This is a genomic window from Bradyrhizobium sp. Ken64 (assembly GCF_055807555.1).
In genome coordinates, this window is the sequence record NZ_JBVVPA010000004.1 from 108,718 (window position 1) to 130,770 (window position 22,053).

The window sequence follows — 22,053 nt, forward strand, 5'->3', positions numbered from 1 at the left end:
TTTCCGCTTTTTGCGCAAGGGGCGCAGTGAGCGTGTTTTCAAGCGAACCGGATACCGGTTCGCGCCAGGAATGCGTCAAAACAGGAATTTGGAGCCCTGCTTCGATTTCATCGGAGCGGAAATGGCTCTAAGTCTTGAGTTCGGAGGGGGCGGCCATTACGGTCGCGCCCGGGTTTCAGGGACCCGCACGATCCAAAAACCCCAAAAGACTCAACGAGCAAACAGGGCTGCGTAAGCGGTGGTCAAGATCTACAAAATCTGTCCGGCCTCGGCCTGGCGCGAGGCGGAACGGCAGGGTGTCTACGGCGGCAGCGCGGACGATTTGCGCGACGGATTCATCCATTTCTCGACCGCCGCCCAGGTTCCCGAGACCCTGCGCAAGCATTATCTCGGGCAGCGCGCGCTGTTCCTGGTCGAGGTCGACGGCGACGCACTCGGCAGCGCATTGCGCTGGGAGCGTTCGCGCAATGAGGAGCTGTTTCCGCATCTCTATGGCGAACTCGATCTCGGCGCGGTGATTGCCGTGATGAACCTCAACACGCGCTCCGACGGCGGCCACGATGTTCCGGAGCTTGCCCCGTGATCCGCGCTTTCGACGCTCTCTCGCTGCCGGTGCTGCGTTGGCTCGATCCGGAGGATGCGCATCGCCTCGCGATCCAGGGCCTGCGCTTCCTGCCGCCGGGCAAGCCGCACGCTGACGATCCCAAGCTTGCGGTGCGTGCGTTCGGGCTCAACTTCCCCAATCCGATCGGCATGGCCGCGGGCTTCGACAAGAGCGCCGAAGTGCCGGATGCGCTGCTGCGGCTCGGCTTCGGCTTTGTCGAGATCGGCTCGGTGACGCCGAAGCCGCAAAGCGGCAATCCGCGACCGCGGCTGTTTCGTCTGGAGCGCGACGAGGCCGTGATCAACCGCATGGGCTTCAACAATGACGGCGCGGAGACAGCGCTGCGCCGGCTCGCGGCGCGCGCGCAGCACGGCGGCATCGTCGGCGTCAATGTCGGCGCCAACAAGGACTCGCCCGATCGCGTCAACGATTACGTCAAGCTGATCGAGACCTTTGCGCCGGTCGCTAGCTATTTCACCGTCAACGTCTCCTCGCCGAACACGCCGGGCCTGCGCAATCTGCAGGAAGGCGCGCTGCTCGACGATCTCCTCGCCAGGGTGATCGACGCGCGCCAGCGGGTGCGCGAGAGCGCCGGCGACACGCCGGTGCTGCTCAAGATCGCACCGGATTTGAGCCTCGCCCAGCTCGACGACGTCGTGCAGGTCGCGCGCTCGCGCCGGGTCGACGGCATGATCGTGTCGAACACCACGATCGCGCGGCCGAGCACGCTGCGCGAGGAGATGCGCGCCAGGGAGCAGGGCGGCCTGTCCGGCCGGCCCCTGTTCCGGCTATCAACGCGGATGGTCGCGGAGACCTATGTGCGCGTCGAGGGCGCATTCCCCCTGATCGGCGTCGGCGGCGTGGATTCTGGCGGCGCCGCGCTGACGAAGATCCGCGCCGGCGCGAGCCTGATCCAGCTCTATTCCTCGCTGGTCTACAAGGGCCTCGGCCTCGTCGACGAGATCAAGCGCGACCTCGCCTCGACGCTATTGCGCACGGGGCGGGATTCTCTCTCCGAGATCGTCGGCTCCGACGCCGCCACGCTGACGGCGGAAGACTGGCCGGGAATGTAGTTCGCGCCGCGTAGCCCGGATGGAGCGCAGCGCAATCCGGGATTCTATCCGCGGACGCGAAGGCCCCGGATTACGCTTTCGCTCCATCCGGGCTACGCGTTACAGCGACTGCTTCGAAAACGTCTTCCTGTACAGCGCCGGATAGCGCGCGGCCTGCAAGCCGCCGCGCGAGACGTAGGAGGCGATCAGCGCACTCCACAGCCCGGCATTGCCGAACGATTGCAGCGCCCACCATGCGGCGAGGAAGATCGCGAGCGAGGCCAGCATCAGATTGCGCATCTCGCGCGCCCAGGTCGCGCCGATATAGATTCCGTCGAAGCCGAAGGCGAACACGCCGGGAATCGGCGCGAGCACGACGAAGGGCAGGAATTCCCGCGCGCCGCGACGGACGGCTTCGCTCGTCGTCATGAAATCGATCAAGTTCGGCCCGAACAGCGCAAACAGCGCGGACACGGCCAGCGCGAAGCCGAGCCCCCATAGCAGCACCAGCCGGGTCGAATCCGCAAATCCCCTGGCGTCGCGTGCGCCGAGCGTACGGCCGCAAAGCTGCTGGGCTGCGTTCGCAAGACCATCGAGGAAGAAGGCGCTGACCAGCAGAAAGTTGTTGAGCACGGAATTGGCGGCCAGCGTGACGTCGCCGGCCCGCGCGCCCTTGGCGGTGAAAAACAGAAACACCGCGATCAGCGCCGCGGTGCGGATCAGGATGTCGGAGTTCACCGCCAGCAGCCGCATCAGCTTGGCCCGGTCGAACAGCTCTGCGTATGGCACCGCGAACCCGCCGTCCGCATAACGGCGGCAGACGATCATGCCGAGCCCGAATCCTGCCGCTTCAGACAGCAGCGCGGCGATCGCAGCACCCGCGATGCCGGTGTCGTAGACCAGCACCAGCAGGATCGTCGCCGCCGCGTTGACGAGATTGATGACAACCTGGAGCGCGAGCGCCGGATTGGCGCGAGCCTGGCCGACCAGCCAGCCGAGGATGACGTAATTGGCGAGCGCCAGCGGCGCCGACCAGATTCGGATCACGAAGTAGGTTTTCGCCGCGCGCGTGACGCCTTCGCTGCCGCCCATCAGCTCGAGCAGCACGGAGGCCAGTGGCAGTTGCAGCGCGATCAGGGCTACGCCGATCAGGCCGGCCACGATGAAGCCGCGCACCAGGATCGCGGTCAGCTCGCGCGTCTCGCCGGCGCCGAGCGCCTGCGCGGTGAAGGCGAGCGTGCTCATGCGCAGGAAGCCGAACAGCCAGAACAGGCAATCGAAGATGACGGACGCGATGGCGACGCCGCCGAGCAGCGCGGCATCGTCCAGCCGTCCGATCGCGGTGGTCGAGACCACGCCGATCAACGGCGTGGTGAGATTCGCGACCATCGCGGGGCCCGCGATGGCGAAGACCTGACGGGAACCGATCTTCAAGTGAACGGGTGCGTGCATGTCAGAACACGAGCACCATGCCGTCTTCGGCGGCGAGGTGGGCGATGTCGTCGAGGCGCGACAGCACGTCTTCGCTCATATGGGTGAGCACGAGGCGTTTTGCGCCGATTTCGGGAAGGTGCTGTTCCAAGGTCTTCAGGTTGAGGTGATTCTTGACCACCTTCTCGTACATATAGGCTTCGGCGATGAAAAGGTCGGCGCCATGCGCCAGCGGAATGAGCGTCTCCGTCCATTCGGTATCGGCGCTGTAGGCCAGGACGCGGCCTTCCGCTTCGACGCGATAGGCGAGGAACGGTCCGCCGGATTCGCCGTGCACGACGGGATAGGGCGTCACCGTCACCGCGCCGAAGCTTTGGCTCTGCTCCGGCACGAGCTCGACGACGGACAGCTCGAAGCGCTGTTTCGTCTTCGAGGAGTGCTCGAACAGAACCTCCATCACCGCACGCAGCCGCGTCTCGATGCCCTTGGGGCCGGCGATCGTGAGCGGCCGCGTCCGCCGCGAGAATTGCGCGTCCAGCAGGACAAACGGCAGCCCGGCAAAATGGTCGCCGTGGAAATGCGTGATCAGGATGAGATCGATCTCATTGCGGTCGATCTCCAGTCGCTTCAGCGCCGGCAGAGCCGACGCGCCGCAATCGATCAGGACATTGGCCTCGCGCCCCGAGACGTGAAAGCAGGTGTTGAGCCTGCCGCCGGATCCGAAGGCGTCGCCGCAGCCGACAAAGCACAATTGCATCGGCCGCTGGCTCCCTAGAGCATGATCCGGAAAAGTGTGGAGCGGTTTTCCGACAAGATCATGCTCAAAACTAACGACTTACCTGCGGGGCGCGCCGAAAACGCGCATCAGCAGCCAGATCGGAATCACGATCACGGCGCCGAGCAGGAAGTAGCGCCACAGCCAGTTCACGGTATCGAAGCCGAGATCCCACAAACGCTGGAAGAGAAGACGAATGCTGTAGATGATATTCCAGGGATCGAAGCCGATCGCCGCCAGCACGACGCCGACGAGGATCGAGAGCAGCACCAGGCGAAATGCGACCGCCAGCGGCGAGCCGCCGAGAAAGCGGTTCAGGCCGTCACTGCGGCCGGCCGGCAAATCTCTGACGTCGTGGGCCATCTCAAACTCCTCAGGGGATTCGACCCTATCATAGGGCAAGGCGGGGGACATGGGGAACCCGCAACGGCGCGTCAATCAGCTTACGGGATTTTAATTCGGGCAGGGCGGGTACGCCTTGGTTGCGGGATGATCGTGCCGCAAGCTCGCTGCGACCTCTCCCGCTTGCGGGAGAGGTCGCGCAAGGCGCGGGTGAGGGCTCTCTCTTCTTGGGGATTCCCAATGTGGAGGCACCCTCTCCCCGACCCTCTCCCGCAAGCGGGCGAGGGAGCGCACCTGCCGGGTGGCTGCACCTGGGCTCTAACTCCGTCTCCCCTCACGCCTCAATCTCCGCCGCCTCCGCTTTCAGCATCTTCTCCAGCGTTTCCAGCCGGTCGGCCTCCCGCGGCGGCTTGTCCCAGCGTAAGCGGCTGATGCGGGGAAAGCGCATCGCGACGCCGGATTTGTGCCGCGGCGAGCGCTGCAGCCCCTCGAAGGCGACCTCCAGCACCAAGCCCTTGTCGGGCTCGTGCACGACGTGGCGGACGGGGCCGAATTTTTCGGTGGTATTGCGACGCACGAAGCGGTCGATCTGGAGCAGCTCCTCGTCAGTGAAGCCGAAATAGGCTTTTCCGACCGGCACCAGTTCGTCACTGCCCGCGCCTGCGGTCCAGACGCCGAAGGTGTAGTCGGAATAGTAGGACGAGCGCTTGCCGTGGCCGCGCTGCGCATACATCAGCACGGCGTCGATGATGTGCGGATCGCGCTTCCACTTCCACCACTGTCCCTTCGGCCGTCCCGGCAAATAGGGTGCATCGCGCCGCTTCAGCATCACGCCTTCGACGGCGTCCGCGTCTTCGCCCGCACCGGCGCTCGCGGGATCGGCGCGTGCGGCGGTCAGCGCCTCCCAGCTTGCGAACGGGACCGTAGGGGAGAGATCGATGCGGGGATCGTCAAGCTTGCTGATGAAGATCTCCAGCCGTTCGCGGCGCTCCGCAAACGGCAGCTCGCGCAAATCGTTCTCGTCGTCGCCGAGCAGATCGTAGGCGCGTAGATGAATCGGAAACTCCTTGATCAGCTTCGGAGACACGACCTTGCGGTTGAGCCGCTGTTGCAGGACGTTGAAACTCTGCACGCGTCCCTCGCGCAGGATCAGAAGCTCGCCGTCGATGGCGCCGGGCAGGCGCAAGGACGGCACGAGATCCGGAAAGCTTCCCGTGATGTCCTCGCCGGTGCGCGAATAGAGCCGCGCGGTGATGTGGCCGCGCTCGTCGCGGCCCGCCACCGCCTGCACGCGGATGCCGTCCCATTTCCATTCGGCGATGTAGTCGGCGGGATCGAGCGCGGCGAAATCCGTGTCTTCGATCGCATGCGCCAGCATCACCGGGCGAAACGGCGCGGGATCGCGATTGACCGGCTTGTCGCCGCGGCCTTCCAGCCAGGCGAACAGGTCGAGATAGGGTGGCGCGAGACCAGGCCAGATCAGCTCCACCTCATGCGGATCCTTGTCACCGAGCGCAGCGGCCGCGGTCTTGGCCAGGCGCGCGGAGATACCGATGCGCAATGCGCCGGTGACGAGCTTCAACAGCGCCCAGCGGCCGGTCTCGTCCAGCTCGTCGAGCCAGCGCTCGAGCTGTTTTGGTAGCTCGGTCTTGCCGAGCGTGCGTAGCGTGGTGACGACCTCGGTCAGCGTCGGCGGCGGCGGGTTGTTGTGGTTGCGCGGGCGGAAGGACTCTCCAGCATCTCGCCCGGAGTCCCCCCCTCCCTGACCCTCCCCCACAAGGGGGGAGGGAACGGAGAGAGCCGTGCGTCCATCACTTTGGGAATGGCTGTCAGTTGTCGCGCTCACTGACAGCGGCGCGCGCAACTGCGCTCCCTCCCCCCCTGTGGGGGAGGGCGGGGGAGAGGGGTGGCTCGGAAAAGACTCGCCGTTGTTTGCGCTGCGCTTCGGCCACATCAGCGCGATCGTCTCGGAGAGATCGCCGACATAGTCCCAGGATAGGCCGAACAAGACCGGGTCAGTTCGCTGGGCGATAAGATCGCGCAGCAGAGAAGGTTTTGCGTGCTTGAAACTCAGCGCGCCGGTCAGCGCCGCCAGGGCATAGCCGCGGTCGGGATCGGCGACCTCGCGAAAATAGCTGGTGATCAGCCGCAGCTTGTTGTTGCGGCCGGGCTCGTACGCGAGGCGGTCGAGAAGCTCGGCGAAGCGGTTCATGCTTCGGCCTCGTCAGCGAGCGGCGTCTCGGTCTCCTCCTCGTCGCCATAGCCGACGAGATCGAGCGGTCGCGCCCGCAAACCCTTGCTCTGGCACCAATGCACCAGCGCGTCTTCCTGGCCATGGGTAACCCAGATCTCGCCGGCGCCGGTCGCCGCGATCGTGGCGGTGAGGCCGTCCCAATCGGCGTGATCCGAGATCACCAGCGGCAGCTCGATGCCGCGCTGCCGCGCGCGGGCGCGCACCCGCATCCAGCCGGAGGCGAAGGCCGTGACCGGATCTGGAAACCGGCGGGTCCAGAGATCGGATGTCGCAGAGGGCGGCGCCAGCGTGATGGTGCCGGCGAGCGCCGCCTTCTTCACGCCCTTCACCGGCCTGAGATCGCCGAGCTCGATTCCGCGGCTCTGATAGTAATGCGTGATCTTCTCCATCGCGCCATGCAGATAGATCGGCGCGTCGTAGCCCGCCTGGCGCAGCAGCGCGATCACGCGCTGCGCTTTGCCGAGCGAATAGGCGCCGACGAGATGCGCGCGCTCCGGAAACAGCGCCACCGACGCCAGCAGCTTCTTGACCTCGTCGGCGGCATCGCCATGCCGAAACACCGGCAAGCCGAACGTCGCCTCGGTGATGAAGACGTCGCAGGATACGAGCTCGAACGGCGTGCAGGTCGGGTCTGGTGCGTCCTTGTAGTCGCCCGAGGCGACGATGCAGGTGTCCTTGCAGCTGACCGCGACCTGCGCCGAACCGAGCACATGGCCGGCCGGGTGAAACTTGACGCGGACATCGCCGAGCCGAATCTCCTCGCCATAGCGGATCGCCTGCGTCGAGCCGGCGAAATTCTCGCCGTAGCGCAGCCGCATCATGTCCAGCGTTTCCTGCGTCGCCAGCACCGCGCCGTGGCCGGCGCGGGCGTGGTCGGAATGGCCGTGGGTGATCACGGCCCGCTCGACCGGGCGGACGGGGTCGATATGGAAGCCGCCCGGCTTGCAGCATAGGCCGGCGGCAACTGGCAGCAGGATGTCTTGCGGACGCATGCCTGTTATATAGGTTGCGACCCCGCATCTTCGAGTCATCACCGCTTCGTTCCCTGGTTCCCCCAATGCCCCTGCGCCTGTTCCTGACCTCCGGCGACCTGATGGCCGACCGCCGCTTCGAGTTCGCGCGCGACCTCCAGCTCAAGGGCGATCTGGCGGCGGCGGCCGACCTGCTGGAGCAGACCATCGAGCTTGCGCCGAATTTCACCTCGGCCTGGTTCACGCTCGGCGAGATCCGCGCGCAACTCGGCGAGCGCCAAAAGGCCATTGCGGCCTTTCGCAAATCGCGCGAGTCCGATCCGAGCGATCAGCACGGCGCTCATCTGCATCTGATACGCCTCGGCGACGCGCAATTGTCCGAGATGCCCAAGGCCTATGTGCAGGCCTTGTTCGATCAATACGCGCCGCGCTTCGAGCACGTGCTGATCAACGATCTCGGCTATCGCGCCCCGTCGCTGATCTTCAAGGCGGTGGTGGCTGCCCGCGTCGCCGCGAAGAAGCCCGCCCTGTTCAAGCGCGCCATGGATCTCGGCTGCGGTACGGGGCTTGCGGCCGCCGCCTTCGCAAAACAGGTCGACCAGTTCATCGGCATCGATCTGTCGCCCGGCATGGTCAAGGAGGCGCGCGCAACGGGCCTCTATGCCGAACTCGAAGCCGCCGACATGATCGAAGGCCTGCGCAGCAAGGGCGATGCGAGCGCGAACCTCGTCGTCGCCGCCGATGCGTTCGTCTATCTCCCCGATCTCGCGCCGGTGCTCAGTGAGGCCGGGCGCGTGCTCGCGCCCGGTGGCGTGCTCGCGTTCACGCTGGAGACCCATGACGGCAGCGGGATCGTTCTCGGCGAAGGCCTGCGCTATGCCCATTCGGCGGAATATGTGCGCGATGCGATGGCGCGGGCCGGCCTCAAGCTCCTCACATTGGAGCGGGCCTCGCCACGCACCGAGAACAACGAGCCGGTGCGGGGTCTCGTCGTGGTCGCCGAGAAAACTTGAGTCTAGGCGCTATACGCGAGGCTTTGAGCGTCATTGCGTCGCAAAGCCGTGACTTCCCACTTGCGACACGTGCCGCGATGCCAGCACAATGTCCTCGCTAGGGAGAAACACACAATGACGAAGAATCCATCGCGGCGCGATTTCAGCGCCGCCGCGCTCGCCACCATCGCGGCATCCACCTTGCCCGCGCCCTACGTCTGGGCCGCGGAGAAGAAATACGACGCCGGCGCCAGCGACACCGAGATCAAGATCGGGCAGACCGTGCCGCATTCCGGCCCCGGCTCGCTCTACGGCGTGCTCGGGCGCATCGGCGAAGCCTATTTCCAGATGCTGAACGAGAAGGGCGGCATCAACGGACGCAAAGTCAAATTCCTCACCATGGACGATGCCTACAGCGCGCCGAAATGTGTCGAGGCGACGCGGCGCCTGGTCGAGCAGGAGGAGGTGCTCGCGCTCTACGGCTCGCTCGGCACCGCCCCGCAGACCGCCGTGCACAAATACCTGAACTCGAAGGGCGTGCCGCAGCTGCTGCTGAACACCGGCGCGTCGAAGTGGAATAACCCGAAAGAGTTCAAATGGACCATGGCGGGCCTCCCGCTCTATCCGACCGAGGCGCGCATCCTGGCGCGGCACGTCGTCAGCGTGAAGCCGAACGCGAAGGTCGGCATCCTCTACCAGAACGACGATTTCGGCCGCGACTTCCTCGGCCCCTTCAAGAAGGTTCTGGAAGACGCCGGCGGCACCGCCAAGGTGATCATGGAGCAGACCTACGATCTGACCGATCCGACCGTCGATTCCCAGCTCATCAACCTCTCGAAATCGGGTGCGGACGTCTTCTACAACATCTCCACCGGCAAGGCGTCGTCGCAGTCGATCCGGAAAGTGGCCGAGCTCGGCTGGAAGCCGCTGCAGCTGCTGTCGGCCGGCTCGACCGGCCGCTCGATCCTCAATGCCGCGGGCCTGGAGAACGCCGCCGGCATCGTCGCCATCCGCTACAACAAGGAGGTCGGCCTGCCCAAATGGGAGAAGGACCCCGACGTGATGGCGTTCGAGGAGCTGCGCAAGAAGTACACGCCGGCGATCGATCAGGACAACACCATCGCCTTCGCCGGCTACGGCCAGGCCGTCACCATGGGCGAGATCCTGCGCCGCTGCGGCGACGAGCTCACCCGCGCCAACGTGCTGAAGCAGGCCTCGACCCTCGCGGGTTTCCACTCGCCCTATTTCCTCGACGGCGTCACCTACAGCTACACGCCGGAGAACTACACGCCGATGAAGACGCTCTTCATCTCCACCTTCACGGGCAAGGACTGGGACATCTCCGACAAGCCGATGTCGGAGTAGGGTGGCGTACGCCGCTGTCTCTTCCCCTCTCCCCGCCTGCGGGGAGAGGGTAGGGTGAGGGGGAGCCTCCGCGGGGACGGCAGCAGTTGCCCTTGCGGATGCTCCCCCTCACCCGTCGCTTCGCGCCGGCCTCTCCCCGCAAGCGGGGAGAGGCGAAGTAAGCCCCCTCGACGAACCCACCCCCACGGCTTACCTGTGATGCCGTGCCGCCCCGCATCCGCAAAATCCCGGCCGAGCCTGCCGCGCTGTTGCCCGACCGCTTCCAGGCGTGGTTCGCAGCCCGCGGCTGGTCGCCGCGCGCGCATCAATTGGCGCTGCTGGAGAAAGCGCGCGAGGATCGGTCTGCATTGCTGATCGCGCCCACCGGCGCCGGCAAGACGCTGGCGGGATTTCTGCCGACGCTGGTCGAGCTGAGCTCTGCGCCCAAAGCTTCGGCGAAATCCGTGGTCTCCACCGGCCGCAGCCTGCAACGCAGTGGCGGCCTGCACACGCTCTACATCTCGCCGCTCAAGGCGCTCGCGGTCGATATCGCGCGCAACCTCGAGCGTCCCGTTGCCGAGATGGCGCTGCCGATCAAGATCGAGACCCGCACCGGCGACACACCAACATCGCGGCGGCAGCGGCAGCGTCGCTATCCGCCGGACATTTTGCTGACGACGCCGGAGCAGCTTGCCCTGCTGCTGTCCTCCGATGACGCGCCGTTCCTGTTCTCCTCGCTGAAGCGCATCGTGCTCGACGAGCTGCATGCGCTGGTGACCTCCAAGCGTGGCGATCTTCTCTCCCTCGGCCTCGCGCGGCTGTGGCGGCTGGCGCCTCAGATGCGCGCGATCGGCCTGTCGGCGACCGTGGCCGAGCCGGAATCGCTGGCGCGCTTCCTGGTGCCGCAGCCCGGCGGCAAGGAAGCGGCGGCCGACATCGTCGTCGCCGGCGGCGCGGCGCCGCCGCTGGTCGAGATGATGGACACGCGCGAACGCCTGCCCTGGGCCGGCCACAGCGCGCGCCATGCGCTTCCCGAGATCTACGAGCTGATCAAGGCGAACAAGACCACGCTGGTTTTCGTCAACACCCGCAGCCAGGCCGAGATGCTGTTCCAGAATCTCTGGAGCATGAACGACGACAACCTTGCCATCGCGCTGCATCACGGCTCACTCGACGTCGCCCAGCGCCGCAAGGTCGAGGACGCCATGTCGGCGGGACGCTTGCGCGGCGTGGTCTGCACCTCCTCGCTAGACCTTGGCGTCGACTGGGGCGACGTCGATCTCGTCGTCAATATCGGCGCGCCCAAGGGTTCCTCGCGCCTGATGCAGCGCATCGGCCGCGCCAACCACCGGCTCGACGAAGCCTCGCGCGCGGTGCTGGTGCCCGCGAACCGCTTCGAGGTGCTGGAGTGCCGCGTCGCCATCGACGCCATCGCGGAGAACGCGCAGGACACGCCGCCGCTGCGGATCGGTGCGCTCGACGTGCTGGCACAGCACGTGCTCGGCTGCGCCTGCGGCGAGCCGTTTCTCTCCGACGAGCTCTACGACGAGGTGCGCACCGCGGCGCCCTACGCCGATCTCACGCGGCAGGATTTCGATGACGTGGTCGATTTCGTCGCCTCCGGCGGCTACGCGCTGAAGACCTATGAGCGCTTCGCGCGCATCAAGCAGGACAAGGAAGGGCGCTGGCGCGTCGCCAATCCGAAGGTCCGGCAGAGCTACCGGATGAATGTCGGCACCATCGTCGAGGATGACATGCTGAAGGTGCGGCTGGTGCGCTCGCGCGGCGGTGGTCAAGGAAAAGCAGGCGGATCGACAGGCGTGATCGCGCGCGGCGGCAGGCTGCTCGGCGAGATCGAGGAAGCCTTCATCGAAGGCCTCTCGCCCGGCGACACCTTCGTGTTCTCGGGCGAGGTGGTGCGCTACGAAACCCTGGTCGAGGACCAGGTCTATGTCTCGCGCGCCAACGACAAAGACCCGAAAGTACCGTCCTATATGGGCGGCAAGTTTCCGCTCTCGACCTATCTGGCCGAACGCGTTCGCCGCCTGCTCGACGACGGGCGCGCGTGGGGCGCCTTGCCGGAGCAGGTGCGCGACTGGCTGTCGCTGCAAAAGGACGTCTCGCGCGTGCCGGCGGTGCGCGAGCTACTGGTCGAGAGTTTTCCTCGCGCCAACAAGCATTACATCGTCTGCTATCCGTTCGAAGGCCGTCTCGCGCATCAGACGCTCGGCATGCTGTTGACGCGCCGGCTGGAGCGCGCCCGCGCTCGGCCGCTCGGCTTTGTCGCCAACGAATATGCGATCGCGGTCTGGGCGCTCGGCGACATGTCCTTCATGATCCGGGACGGCAGGATCGACCTCGACACGCTGTTCGATCCCGACATGCTCGGCGACGATCTCGAAGCATGGCTTGCCGAATCCGCGCTGATGAAGCGCACGTTCCGCAATTGCGCGATTATCTCCGGCCTGATCGCGCGCCGGCACACCGGCGAGGAGAAGAGCCGCCGCCAGGTGCTGTTCTCGACCGATCTCGTCTACGACGTCTTGCGAAAACACCAGGCCGACCACGTGCTGTTGCGTGCCGCGCGGGCCGATGCCGCCACCGGCCTGCTCGATCTGCGCCGGCTCAGCGACATGCTTACCCGCATCCAGGGCCGCATCACGCACCGGGAACTCGATCGCGTCTCCCCGCTCGCCGTCCCCGTGATGCTGGAAATCGGCCGCGAGTCAGTCTATGGCGAAGCTGGAGACGAGCTCCTGGCCGAAGCCGCCGACGAGCTCGTCAAAGAGGCGATGGGATAGAGAATTTTCCAGTGAGGCGCGCTGATCCATCCACACCGTCATGCCCGGGCTTGACCCGGGCATCCACGTCTTTGTCTCCGTGGCAAGAACGTGGATGGCCGGGACAAGCCCGGCCATGACGGAGCAAGTGGCAATTTCGGTGACGACGACGCGCAGCGTTGACGTCGTAGGTATTCCGTTCATCGCCGATCTCTCCGGCGCGCTGTTCTGGGAAGAGCAGCGCCTGCTCGTCGTCTCCGACCTGCATCTGGAAAAAGGTTCCAGCTTCGCCATGCGCGGCGTGCTGCTGCCGCCTTACGACACCATCGCGACCCTTGGCCGGCTCGCTGCTGTCATCTCCCGCCATGATCCGCGGATCGTCATAGCGCTCGGCGACAGTTTTCACGATCGCACCGCGCACGGACGGCTGTCGGCTCAGGATCGCGACGCGGTCGCCGCCTTGCAGGCTGGCCGCGACTGGATCTGGATCTCGGGCAACCACGATCCGATGCTGCCGAGCGATCTCGGCGGCACGGTCGCCGACGAAGTCGCGATCGGCCCGATCACCTTCCGCCACGAGCCGACCGGCGCATGCGGCGAGATCTCCGGCCATCTCCATCCCAAGGCCCGCGTCTCCGCGCGTGGCCGTTCGATGGAGCGCCGCTGTTTCGCCAGTGACGGCGAGCGCGCCGTGATGCCCGCCTTCGGCGCCTATGCCGGCGGCCTCAACATCCGCGACGTGGCGTTTGCAAAAATCTTTCCGAAGAACGGTTTTGTCGCGCATTTGCTCGGCGACCGCCGCGTCCACGCGATTGCCGCGTCACGGTGTTATTGATTAGCTATCGCTTCAATCGGGGCTGAACACTCTCACCACGTGCACAACTGCGCTCCCTCCCCCCTTGTGGGGGAGGGCGGGGGAGGGGGGTAGCCCAGGAAAAGGTCTATCCATCTGCGCTCGTGCGGCGCGCGCTCCTCGAGGGAGTCCCCGTGTGGTACCCCTCTCCCTAACCCTCCCCCACAAGGGGGGAGGGAACATACCGGTCTGGCGGCGACAGATCGCGACTATCGCAACGATTCACGCCGCCTTCGCCTGCACGTCGTCGCAGAACTCCGCGAGCCGATCGGCGAGCCGCAGCGTCGCGGGGCTGGCGCCCGGCGCGGCCATCAACGCCACCTCGGTCCGGTTGATCGGCGCAAAGCCGTCCTTTGCGGTCAGCACGCGATGGTCGGACTGGATCGCCATCTCCGACAGGATGCTCAAGCCCATGCCGGCCGCGACCGCGGCCTGGATGCCGGCGAGGCTCGATGAGGTGTAGGACATGTGCCAGATGCGGCCCGCGCTCTCCAGCGCGTGGATGGCGCCGGCGCGGTAGAGGCAGCCGAGCGGAAAGCCGATCAGCGGCACCGACGGTGCGCTGGCATCGATCGGATGGCTCTTGCTGGTGACCCAGTGCACCTGCTCCGGCCACACCGCGATCGCGCCCTTCTCACCCGCTTCGCGCTTGAACAGTGCGAGGTCGAGCTCGCCGCGATCGAGGTCGCGGGCAAGATGCTTGCTCTGGTCGGCGCGCACATCGAGCCGGAGCCCCGGATGCGAGCGCGAGAAGGCGCCGAGCAGTTTCGCCAGCCGATAGGCCGCAAAATCCTCGGGAATGCCGAGCCGGATCGCGCCTTCGCCGTCGGGCTGGCGCAGCACGTCGCGGGCCTCTTCCGCAAGCGACAACAGCCGTCGCGCATAGGACAGCAGCCGTTCGCCGGCCTCCGTCGGGCGCACGTCCTTGCCGTCGCGATGCAGCAGGACCTGGCCGACATCCTCCTCCAGCCGCTTGATCTGCTGGCTGACGGTCGACTGGGTGCGATGGACGCGCTCGCCGGCGCGAGTGAAGCCGCCGGCATCGACCACCGAGACGAAGCTGCGCAGGAGCTCCAGATCGAGCATGGGCGCATCCATTCGAAAATCCACTTATGGTAAGTTAATCATTTAATTTCCAAATGACAAGCCGGGTCGCTAGATCGAGGGCACAGGAGAATGTCCCTCATGTCGCTCGCCCCCTCGCTTGCCGTTCCCCGCAGCCGCTTCAACACGCTGCCGCTTGCGATCGGCCTGTTCTGCCTGCTCTGGAGCTACGCCTTCGTCGCCGGCAAGATCGGCGTCACCCATTGCCCGCCGCTGATCCTGCTCGCCGCGCGCTTTTCGCTCGCCGGCATCTTGATCCTCGGTGCCACGCTCGTCCGCGGCGACGATTGGTCGCTGTCCTGGCGCGATGCCGCGATCTTCGCCGTTCTCGGCGTCGCCAACAACGCGCTCTATCTGGGCCTCGGCTACACCGGCCTGCAGTCGGTCTCCGCCGGCCTCGGCGGCCTGATCGTGTCGGCCAATCCGGTGTTCACGGCGGGCCTCGCCGCGCTGCTGCTCGGCGAAGGCATGACCTGGCGCAAGGCGAGCGGCCTCCTGCTCGGCATCATCGGCGTGACCTTGATCGTCTGGCATCGCCTGTCCGTCGGCACCGACTCGCTGCACGGCATCGTGTTCACGCTGGCCTCGCTCGCCTCCCTCGTTGCCGGCACCATCTTGTTCAAGCTGCTCGCCCCGAAGGGAAGTCTATGGATCGGCAATGGCGTGCAGAATCTCGCCGCCGGCTTCGTGCTGACGCCGGTCGCGCTGACCTTCGCCGATCTTCGTGCCATCGACGTCACGCCGGGCCTGATCGGCGCCTTCGCCTTCCTCGTGCTCGGCGGCTCGATCCTCGCCTACTGGCTCTGGTTTCATCTCCTGAAAGTGTGTGGCGCGACGGCCGCCAGTGCCTATCATTTCCTGATGCCGCCGCTCGGCATGCTGTTCGCCTTCATCGTGCTTGGCGAGCACGTCGAGGCGCGCGATCTGCTCGGAATCATCCCGGTCGCACTTGGCATCTACTTGGTGACGCGGCCCGCCAAATTCGTCTCGTAACAGGAGTCCATCATGCCCATTTCCATCACCCTGATCGGCGGTCCCACTGCGCTGATCGAGATCGATGGCTTTCGCCTGCTCACTGACCCGACCTTCGATGCGCCGGGCGCCTATCAACTGCCGCACGTCAAGCTGGAGAAGACGATCGGCCCTGCGCTCAAGGCCGACGCAATCGGCCCGGTCGACGCGGTCCTGCTCAGCCACGACCAGCATTCCGACAATCTCGATAATTCCGGTCGCGACTATCTGCTTAGAGCGCCGCGCGCGCTGACGACTGAGGCCGGCGCCAAGCGCCTGGGCGGCCACGTCGAGGGCCTCGCGCCGTGGGGCACGGCGCGTCTGAAAGATCGTGACGGCAATTCGCTGACGATCACCGCCACGCCCGCGCGCCACGGTCCGGCCGGCATCGAGCCGCTGTCAGGCGACGTCATCGGCTTCGTGGTGTCGTCGAGCCGGACCGACACCACCGCGGTCTATATTAGCGGCGACACCACCTGGTTCGACGGCGTCGCCGAGGTCGCTCGCCGCTTCAAATGCGGCGTGGTGATGCCTTTCGCCGGCGCCGCGCAAACGCGCGGGCCGTTCCATCTCACCATGGACACCAACGACACCATCGAGACCGCACGCGCCTTCCCCGACGCGATGATCGTGCCGGTTCATACCGAGGGTTGGGCGCATTTCCGCCAGAACAGCGAGGATCTGCGCAAGACGTTTGATGTGCTCGGCTTCGGGACGCGGCTGCGATTGCTGGAGCCCGGCGTGCCGACCGTGGTGCAGGCGCCGTAGTTTTCCAACGCCGTAATTTCCCAGCGTTTCAGTTTTCCAGCGTCGTAGTTTTCCAGCGTCGTGCTGGCGAAAGCCAGGACCCATTACCCCAGGGAGCAGTTTGACGCTTAATGGTAACTCCGAATCCCCGTAATCACGACTGTCTGTGGTTATGGGTCCTGGCCTTCGCCAGGACGACTCGGAGAGAGCGCCTGCGCTTCGCAATGACGGCGGCTAATCCTTCCTGAAAACAATCGACGCCATCCAGCCCGTCATCAGCGCCATCGCCGCGGTGACGAGGCCATAGATCAGCCCGTTCTGCCGCGCCGTGGTGGCGACGAACTGCTCGAAGCCGACCTTGACGATCTCGAACGCGGTCTCGGTCTTGCCGATGAACGCGCCGTCGGCAAACAGCTTGATCTCCACCTCATAGGTGCCGATCGGCACTTCCGCCGGCAGTGGAATGCCTGTGCGGAACAGGGTCGGTGTCAGGAACGTCACCGCGCTCGGGTCCTCGCGGTAGAGACCGCGCTGGGTTCGCAGGCGGATGAAGGCGGAGCGGAACGCGTCGTTCGGCACCACGTCGGCATAGTCGCCGCTGACGCGCTGGGTCAACAGCACGTTGTTGAGCCCGATCTGCTGGCGCCGCGCGATCTCGGGCGAGGTGATGACATCGAAGGAGCGGTTGGCGAACAGCGCGAGATAGCTCGGCACCTCCAGGAATTGGCGGTAGTCGGTGTTGATCCAGATCCCGAACGTGCGCTCCTTGCGCCGCGTCACCATGTCGGCGCGCGGGCCCATCACGGTGACGACGAGATCGTAGGTCTTGCGGTCGACGGGCGTGGAGCCGTCCTTCTCGACTGAGCCGAACAGCACCAGCTCCTCGCCGGAATAGTTCGGCGTCACCGTGACGCGATGGTTGGAGACCGACACGATCAGCCGCTCGGCGCGTGCAGCGGAGCCGAGCAGCAGAACGAGCAGCACCGCGAGAGCTGCGCGCATCATCCGTTCACCCCCAGTTCGCGGATGGTGAAGAGGTCTTCGGGCCGGATCACCAGCTCGATCGCGAAACGAACACCGACCGAGAGGATCAAGAGGCCAAGCAGCAGCCGCAATTGCTCGCCGCGAATCTTCTGGCCGGCGCGTGCGCCGAATTGGGCGCCGGTGACGCCGCCGACCATCAGGATCAGCGCCAGCACCGCATCGACCAGATGATTTGTCACCGCGTGCAGCAGGGTCGCAAACAGCATCGTGACCAGCGTCAGGACCATCGAGGTGCCGATCACCGTCGAGGTCGGCACCCGCAGCAGATAGATCATGGTCGGCACCAGGATGAAGCCGCCGCCGATGCCCATGATGGCGCCGATGAAGCCGATCACGATGCCGACGATCACGACCGGGATCACCGAGAGGTAGATCTTGGAGCGCTTGAACCGCATCTTCAGCGGCAGGCCATGGATCCAGTTATGCGTGCGTCGCGGCGGCACCGCGCCACGCCGGGTCCGCATCAGGGCACGCAGGCCTTCGGAGAACATCAGGCTGCCGACGGTGGTGAGCAGCACGACGTAGGACAGTGCGATCATCAGATCGAGCTGGCCGAGCGCGCGCAGCTGCGTGAAGGTCCACACGCCCAGCGCCGTCCCGGTCACACCGCCGCATAACAACACGCTCGCCAGCGCCGGATCGATCGCGCGCCGCCGCCAATAGGCGAGGGCGCCGGAAAAGGACGAGGCGGCGATGTGGCTTGCGACCGAGGCGACCGCGACCGCCGGCGTGATGCCGATGAAGATCAAAAGCGGCGTCATCAGGAAGCCGCCGCCGATTCCGAACATGCCGGAGACGAAGCCGACCGCCGCGCCCATCGCCAGCACGAGGAAGACGTTGACCGGAAGATCGGCGATCGGGAGATAGAGCTGCATCGAGAGACCACGCTTCCCACGAGACGGATCGGTTGCGCGGAATGCTCGCAGGAGGGCAGAACGATTGCCGCGCCCTTCAATAGCGGAATTCGACGGCGGGCGGACCAGGAATTTCGGGCGTGGTGAATGGGGGTGAGGAGGGTGATCGAGGCGCCGTGGCTCCTCCGATCTCGTCCTGGCGAAAGCCAGGACCCATCATCCCGACTGGTTGCTATCGCGGCAGGCTGTGGCCACAGCGTCCTTCAACAACGGCTGCTTGTGGTAATGGGTCCTGGCTTTCGCCAGGACGACCAGGTGGGATTTTTCCTCAGAGACGATTGAGCGACCGCTCTCAGTGCGCCGCCGACGCCGACTTCTTGCTCGCGACCGGCTTCGGCGCAGGCTTCGCGTTGGCCTGCGGGGCGCTGTCCCAGCCGCCGTTCGGGGCCGCAACGTTGACGGCGTCGTCGGGCTGCGGCTCGGCGCTGAAGGTCTGGATCGCGAGCTTGGCGGCGGCGAGCGATTGCGGGTCGAGCCGCTTGGCGACGTCGTCGCGCTTGGTTGCTGCGTCCGCGTCGCCCTGGGCGGCGGCGAGGGTGAACCATTTGTAGGACTCGGCGAGGTTCTGCTCCACGCCGATGCCGCGGGCATAGAGGATGCCGAGGTTGAACTGGCTGTCGGCGACGCCGCGGTCGGCGGCCTTCCGGAACCACAGTGCCGCGCTCTTGTAATTGGCGCCGCGTCCGCCGCCGTCGGCGTCGAGCACCGCGAGATTGTGCATCGCCTTGGCGTTGCCGCGCTCGGCCGCCTGCGTGTAGTAGCGGCGGGCGATGTCGGCGTCCTTCTTCACGCCGAGACCCTTTTCGTAGAGTGTCCCGAGGCGGAAGGTCGCGGGCACCACGCCGGCCTGCGCCGCGCGGTCGTACCATTTGGCGGCTTCGTCGTAATTCGCGGCCACGCCCTTGCCTTCGGCAAAGCGCACGCCGATCTCGTAGGCCGCGGTCGCATCGCCCTTCATCGCGGCGGTACGCAAGCCGGGGCCACCGATGCCGTCCGGCAGCTTTTCGCTCGGCGGCACCTGGATCATCGCGAGTTTCGTGCGGCTCGTGCCCGACAGCGCGCCGGTGACGTCGCTGGAGGCCGGCTGCGGCGCTGCGGCAGGCAGCGGCGGAATTTCGACCGAGGCTGAGTTGCCCGAACTGGCGGCGGGCGCCGGCGCGGCATTGTTCTGGGATTGCCGCCCGATCGGGGTCGGCGAGGTCATCGACGGCGTGACCTGCTCGGGCGTGGTGGGCTTGTTCTCGACCGGCGGCGGGGCCTGCGGTGCGGGTGCGGGCGACGAATTCTCCATCGCCTGCGGCGTCGGCGACGGGCTGCCATCGAGCAGGTTCATCGCCATCTTGAAGGTGCCGAGCACGATCACGACCACGCTCGCGCCAACCAGCAGCGAGCGGATCTTCGAGGTGATGGTCGAGCCACCTTCCTGGCCCTTGTCCTTGGCGCGGGCGATTGCGGCCTTGGCGCCACGGGCCGGTTTCTCGGTCGGCTGCGCGGCGGCGGCCTGCGCGGCGCGGCGCGCGGCGGCGATGAAGCTTGACGACGACACCGGCTCCTTGGGCGCGGCCGGGATGTCGCTGATTGCGCTTTCGGACGCAGCAATGCGCTCCGACGGCGTGGCAAGCCGTGCACCCGGCCTTGTGCCCGGCTCGAGCGGATGATCCGGCGGCAGTTCGGGCGCAAGCGCGGCGCGCGTGGGCGCCGTATGCGGCTCCAGGATTTCGCTGATCGCGCGTGGCGGAACCGGCGGTGCCATCGGCATCGGCGGCGGCGGCGGCGCTGCCGGCGCGGCGGCGTGGAATTCGCGCGGCGCGGCGGCGAAGGCAGCGTGCGCCGCCTGCGCGGCGGCCGGATTGGGCAGCTCGGGCTTCGGATCGTATTTCGGGTGCTGCTGTTGCTGCGGACGCGGCTCGCGCGCCATCGGCGCAGGCTCCATGGGAGCGGCCATCGGCATCGGCTGCGGCGCAGGGGCGGGCGGCGCGGTGCGCACATTGCGCAGATCGCCCTCGATCATCGAGAGACGATCGACGACGTGGCTAAGGGCGTTGTGGACGGCCTCCAGCGAATCCTGGGTGGTCCGGTTGGTCTCGGCCTGGCTGAAGCGGATGTCGGAGAGCTCGCGCTTGACGAGATCGACCATGCCGGAATCGGCGGGCGGCGCGGAGTTGCGGCTCTCGGCCAGCGCGGAATAGGTCGCCTGCTGCCGCTCGAGGTGGCGCAGGATGTCGTGCAGCCCGTCCTCGACGCGGCTGAAATTGCCGTTGCGCGGATCGGAGGCAGCCTCGAGCCGCTCCAGCAGATACGAGACCCGCTGTTCAAGATGAGCAAAGGTCGAAGCCGAATCGTTGCCGACCTGCATGCGATCGAAACGGTCGGACAGGGCGCGGATCGCGCTTTCGAGCTGCTCGCTGCTCTCGGATGGCTGAGGGCGCTCGCGCGTTTCCAGAGCGGCCGTGAGCGCCGCGATGCGCTGCTCCAGCACCGCAAAACTGTCGCCCTGGCCGGACGCACGGGTGACCTGGTCGACCTTGGACGACAGCAGCTGCACGTCGTCCGAGAGCCGTGCCAGCGCTTCGTTGGAGGCGACGTTGGAGACGATGCCGCGCAGCGCCGTGATCGCGCCTTCGAGCTGGCGGACCGTCGAGGGATCGTCATTGGCGCGCAGGATCAGATCGAGCTTGGCCCCGAGATTGCGGATCGCCTCGTCATAGCCGGTGAGCTGCTCGGCCGGCGTCAGCGTGCGGAGCACCTGCTTGATTTCGGACAGCGCGTGCTCGATCCCGGACAGGACCTGGCCGTCGGTGCCGTTGGAGCGGGTCTCGTCGATGCGCCGATGCAGCGAGCGGATCTCGTTCTCGATCGATTCGATCGCGCGGCGCGGCATCGCCTCGGTGATGGCGTTGCGGATCTCCGCAAGCTCGCTGCGGAAACTGTTGATCGCCTGCTCGGTATTGTCAGGGCGCTGCAGCGACTCGATCTGGCTCGTGATCTTGAGCAGATGGCGCTCGAGCGCAGAGAAATCCGGACCCGGCTGCGGTGGCGGCGGAGCGTAGGCAGGCGGCGCGGGGGCCGCGTAAGGAGCTGCCGCAGGCGCGATCGAGGGTGCTGCGCGCGGCGGCATCTGCCTGGGCGCAAAGCCGTCGAGCTCGCTCTGCCGTGCCGTGATCTCGGCGACCGCGACGTCGAACGAAGCCGGGCTCAGGGGCGGTGAGCTGCGATAGACCTGCGCTGCCGCGCGCTCGACCGCATCGGCCTGGCGCTGGCGCATTTCAACGGGGGCCTGTCGCGGTGCCGGAGCCTGCTGCGGCTTCGAAATCTGCGACAGCCTAGCATCGAGCCGCGAGATCGCGTCGTTGAGCTGGCGCGCAACGCCCTGCTCGCGCGAGACGTCTTGCCGGGAAGCGTCTTGTCGCGAAGTGTCCTGCCGCGGCGCGGGCTTTGAAATCCGTTCGATCTGCTGGGTGATGGCGTCGAGCCGCTGGTGGATGTCTGCGACTTCGCGGCTTTCCTGGCTCGGTCCTTGAGTCGGTACCTGGCTCGGGACGTGCTGGGCTTGCGGACGCTGGTCGTAAAGTCCGCGAAAGTTTGGCGGGGCGGTCTCGCCGAGCGTGGAGTTCAGCCAATCGTTGAGTGACATGCCGGCGCGACGCGCAGCAGCTTCGGCCCGCTCCCGGACGGAGGGATCGATGCCGTCAACACTCCACGATACGCGCGAATTCATGACTCTGTCCGGTCCCGACTCCGGCGCCCCACCCGGCGCCTCCAGTCTCCCCTCGCGTGCCGGTTGAAAGACAATCGGATTTGGCGCGGGTCGTCTGCCTCGAAAACCGACTTTTGT

The 22,053-nt window shown here is 66.4% G+C and carries 17 protein-coding genes; 8 read left to right on the plus strand and 9 right to left on the minus strand.

Going from position 1 to position 22,053, the window contains the following annotated elements:
- The first annotated feature begins 238 nt into the window (after positions 1-238).
- The gene (locus AC0L2F_RS08730; protein ID WP_063994546.1) at positions 239-583 is read left to right on the plus strand and encodes a DUF952 domain-containing protein; all 345 of its coding nucleotides are present in this window, start codon (positions 239-241) and stop codon (positions 581-583) included.
- Positions 580-1,677: a quinone-dependent dihydroorotate dehydrogenase gene (locus AC0L2F_RS08735; protein ID WP_027515238.1), complete on the plus strand. Its 1,098-nt coding sequence runs from the start codon at positions 580-582 to the stop codon at positions 1,675-1,677. The genes AC0L2F_RS08730 and AC0L2F_RS08735 overlap by 4 nt, the downstream gene beginning before the upstream one ends.
- Before the next feature lie 99 nt (positions 1,678-1,776).
- On the opposite strand, the gene AC0L2F_RS08740 is transcribed toward AC0L2F_RS08735, so the two are convergent.
- The 5 genes from AC0L2F_RS08740 to AC0L2F_RS08760 all read right to left on the minus strand — a co-directional run bounded on the left by AC0L2F_RS08740 (position 1,777) and on the right by AC0L2F_RS08760 (position 7,450).
- Positions 1,777-3,108: an MATE family efflux transporter gene (locus AC0L2F_RS08740; protein ID WP_473248129.1), complete on the minus strand. Its 1,332-nt coding sequence runs from the start codon at positions 3,106-3,108 to the stop codon at positions 1,777-1,779.
- Position 3,109: 1 nt separating this feature from the next.
- Positions 3,110-3,844, minus strand: a complete 735-nt coding sequence (locus AC0L2F_RS08745; protein ID WP_473248130.1) for an MBL fold metallo-hydrolase — start codon at positions 3,842-3,844, stop codon at positions 3,110-3,112.
- A 78-nt stretch (positions 3,845-3,922) separates the two neighbouring features.
- Positions 3,923-4,225 carry a DUF6460 domain-containing protein gene (locus tag AC0L2F_RS08750; protein ID WP_063994549.1) on the minus strand — a complete coding sequence of 101 codons (303 nt, stop codon included), beginning with the start codon at positions 4,223-4,225 and terminating at the stop codon, positions 3,923-3,925.
- A gap of 313 nt (positions 4,226-4,538) precedes the next feature.
- Positions 4,539-6,416, minus strand: a complete 1,878-nt coding sequence (locus tag AC0L2F_RS08755; protein WP_473248131.1) for an ATP-dependent DNA ligase — start codon at positions 6,414-6,416, stop codon at positions 4,539-4,541.
- Positions 6,413-7,450, minus strand: coding sequence for a ligase-associated DNA damage response exonuclease (locus tag AC0L2F_RS08760; protein ID WP_473248132.1), 1,038 nt, complete (start codon positions 7,448-7,450; stop codon positions 6,413-6,415). Before AC0L2F_RS08760 ends, AC0L2F_RS08755 begins: the two co-directional genes overlap by 4 nt.
- Positions 7,451-7,515: 65 nt before the next feature.
- Between AC0L2F_RS08760 and AC0L2F_RS08765 the strand changes: the two genes are divergently transcribed.
- The 4 genes from AC0L2F_RS08765 (at position 7,516) to pdeM (ending at position 13,380) form a co-directional block, all read left to right on the plus strand.
- Complete coding sequence (locus AC0L2F_RS08765) at positions 7,516-8,442, plus strand: class I SAM-dependent DNA methyltransferase (protein WP_473248133.1); 927 nt, start codon at positions 7,516-7,518, stop codon at positions 8,440-8,442.
- A gap of 114 nt (positions 8,443-8,556) precedes the next feature.
- Positions 8,557-9,786, plus strand: a complete 1,230-nt coding sequence (locus AC0L2F_RS08770; protein ID WP_473248134.1) for an ABC transporter substrate-binding protein — start codon at positions 8,557-8,559, stop codon at positions 9,784-9,786.
- A 203-nt stretch (positions 9,787-9,989) separates the two neighbouring features.
- On the plus strand, positions 9,990-12,566 hold the full coding sequence (locus AC0L2F_RS08775) for a ligase-associated DNA damage response DEXH box helicase (RefSeq protein ID WP_473248135.1): 2,577 nt from the start codon (positions 9,990-9,992) through the stop codon (positions 12,564-12,566).
- 115 nt (positions 12,567-12,681) lie between these two features.
- Positions 12,682-13,380 carry a ligase-associated DNA damage response endonuclease PdeM gene (gene pdeM / locus AC0L2F_RS08780; RefSeq protein ID WP_473248136.1) on the plus strand — a complete coding sequence of 233 codons (699 nt, stop codon included), beginning with the start codon at positions 12,682-12,684 and terminating at the stop codon, positions 13,378-13,380.
- Positions 13,381-13,620: 240 nt separating this feature from the next.
- On the opposite strand, the gene AC0L2F_RS08785 is transcribed toward pdeM, so the two are convergent.
- The gene (locus tag AC0L2F_RS08785; RefSeq protein WP_473248288.1) at positions 13,621-14,484 is read right to left on the minus strand and encodes a LysR family transcriptional regulator; all 864 of its coding nucleotides are present in this window, start codon (positions 14,482-14,484) and stop codon (positions 13,621-13,623) included.
- 99 nt (positions 14,485-14,583) lie between these two features.
- Between AC0L2F_RS08785 and AC0L2F_RS08790 the strand changes: the two genes are divergently transcribed.
- Together AC0L2F_RS08790 and AC0L2F_RS08795 are read left to right on the plus strand one after the other, a co-directional pair.
- Positions 14,584-15,495 carry a DMT family transporter gene (locus AC0L2F_RS08790; RefSeq protein WP_473248137.1) on the plus strand — a complete coding sequence of 304 codons (912 nt, stop codon included), beginning with the start codon at positions 14,584-14,586 and terminating at the stop codon, positions 15,493-15,495.
- A gap of 12 nt (positions 15,496-15,507) precedes the next feature.
- The gene (locus tag AC0L2F_RS08795) at positions 15,508-16,281 is read left to right on the plus strand and encodes an MBL fold metallo-hydrolase (RefSeq protein ID WP_473248138.1); all 774 of its coding nucleotides are present in this window, start codon (positions 15,508-15,510) and stop codon (positions 16,279-16,281) included.
- Between the two features lie 213 nt (positions 16,282-16,494).
- On the opposite strand, the gene AC0L2F_RS08800 is transcribed toward AC0L2F_RS08795, so the two are convergent.
- From AC0L2F_RS08800 to AC0L2F_RS08810, 3 genes are all read right to left on the minus strand, one after another.
- Entirely contained in the window at positions 16,495-17,265 is a 771-nt protein-coding gene (locus AC0L2F_RS08800; RefSeq protein WP_063994556.1) for a TIGR02186 family protein, read from the minus strand.
- On the minus strand, positions 17,262-18,179 hold the full coding sequence (locus AC0L2F_RS08805; RefSeq protein ID WP_473248139.1) for a sulfite exporter TauE/SafE family protein: 918 nt from the start codon (positions 18,177-18,179) through the stop codon (positions 17,262-17,264). Before AC0L2F_RS08805 ends, AC0L2F_RS08800 begins: the two co-directional genes overlap by 4 nt.
- Before the next feature lie 331 nt (positions 18,180-18,510).
- Positions 18,511-21,936: a tetratricopeptide repeat protein gene (locus AC0L2F_RS08810; protein ID WP_473248140.1), complete on the minus strand. Its 3,426-nt coding sequence runs from the start codon at positions 21,934-21,936 to the stop codon at positions 18,511-18,513.
- Positions 21,937-22,053 lie beyond the last annotated feature (117 nt).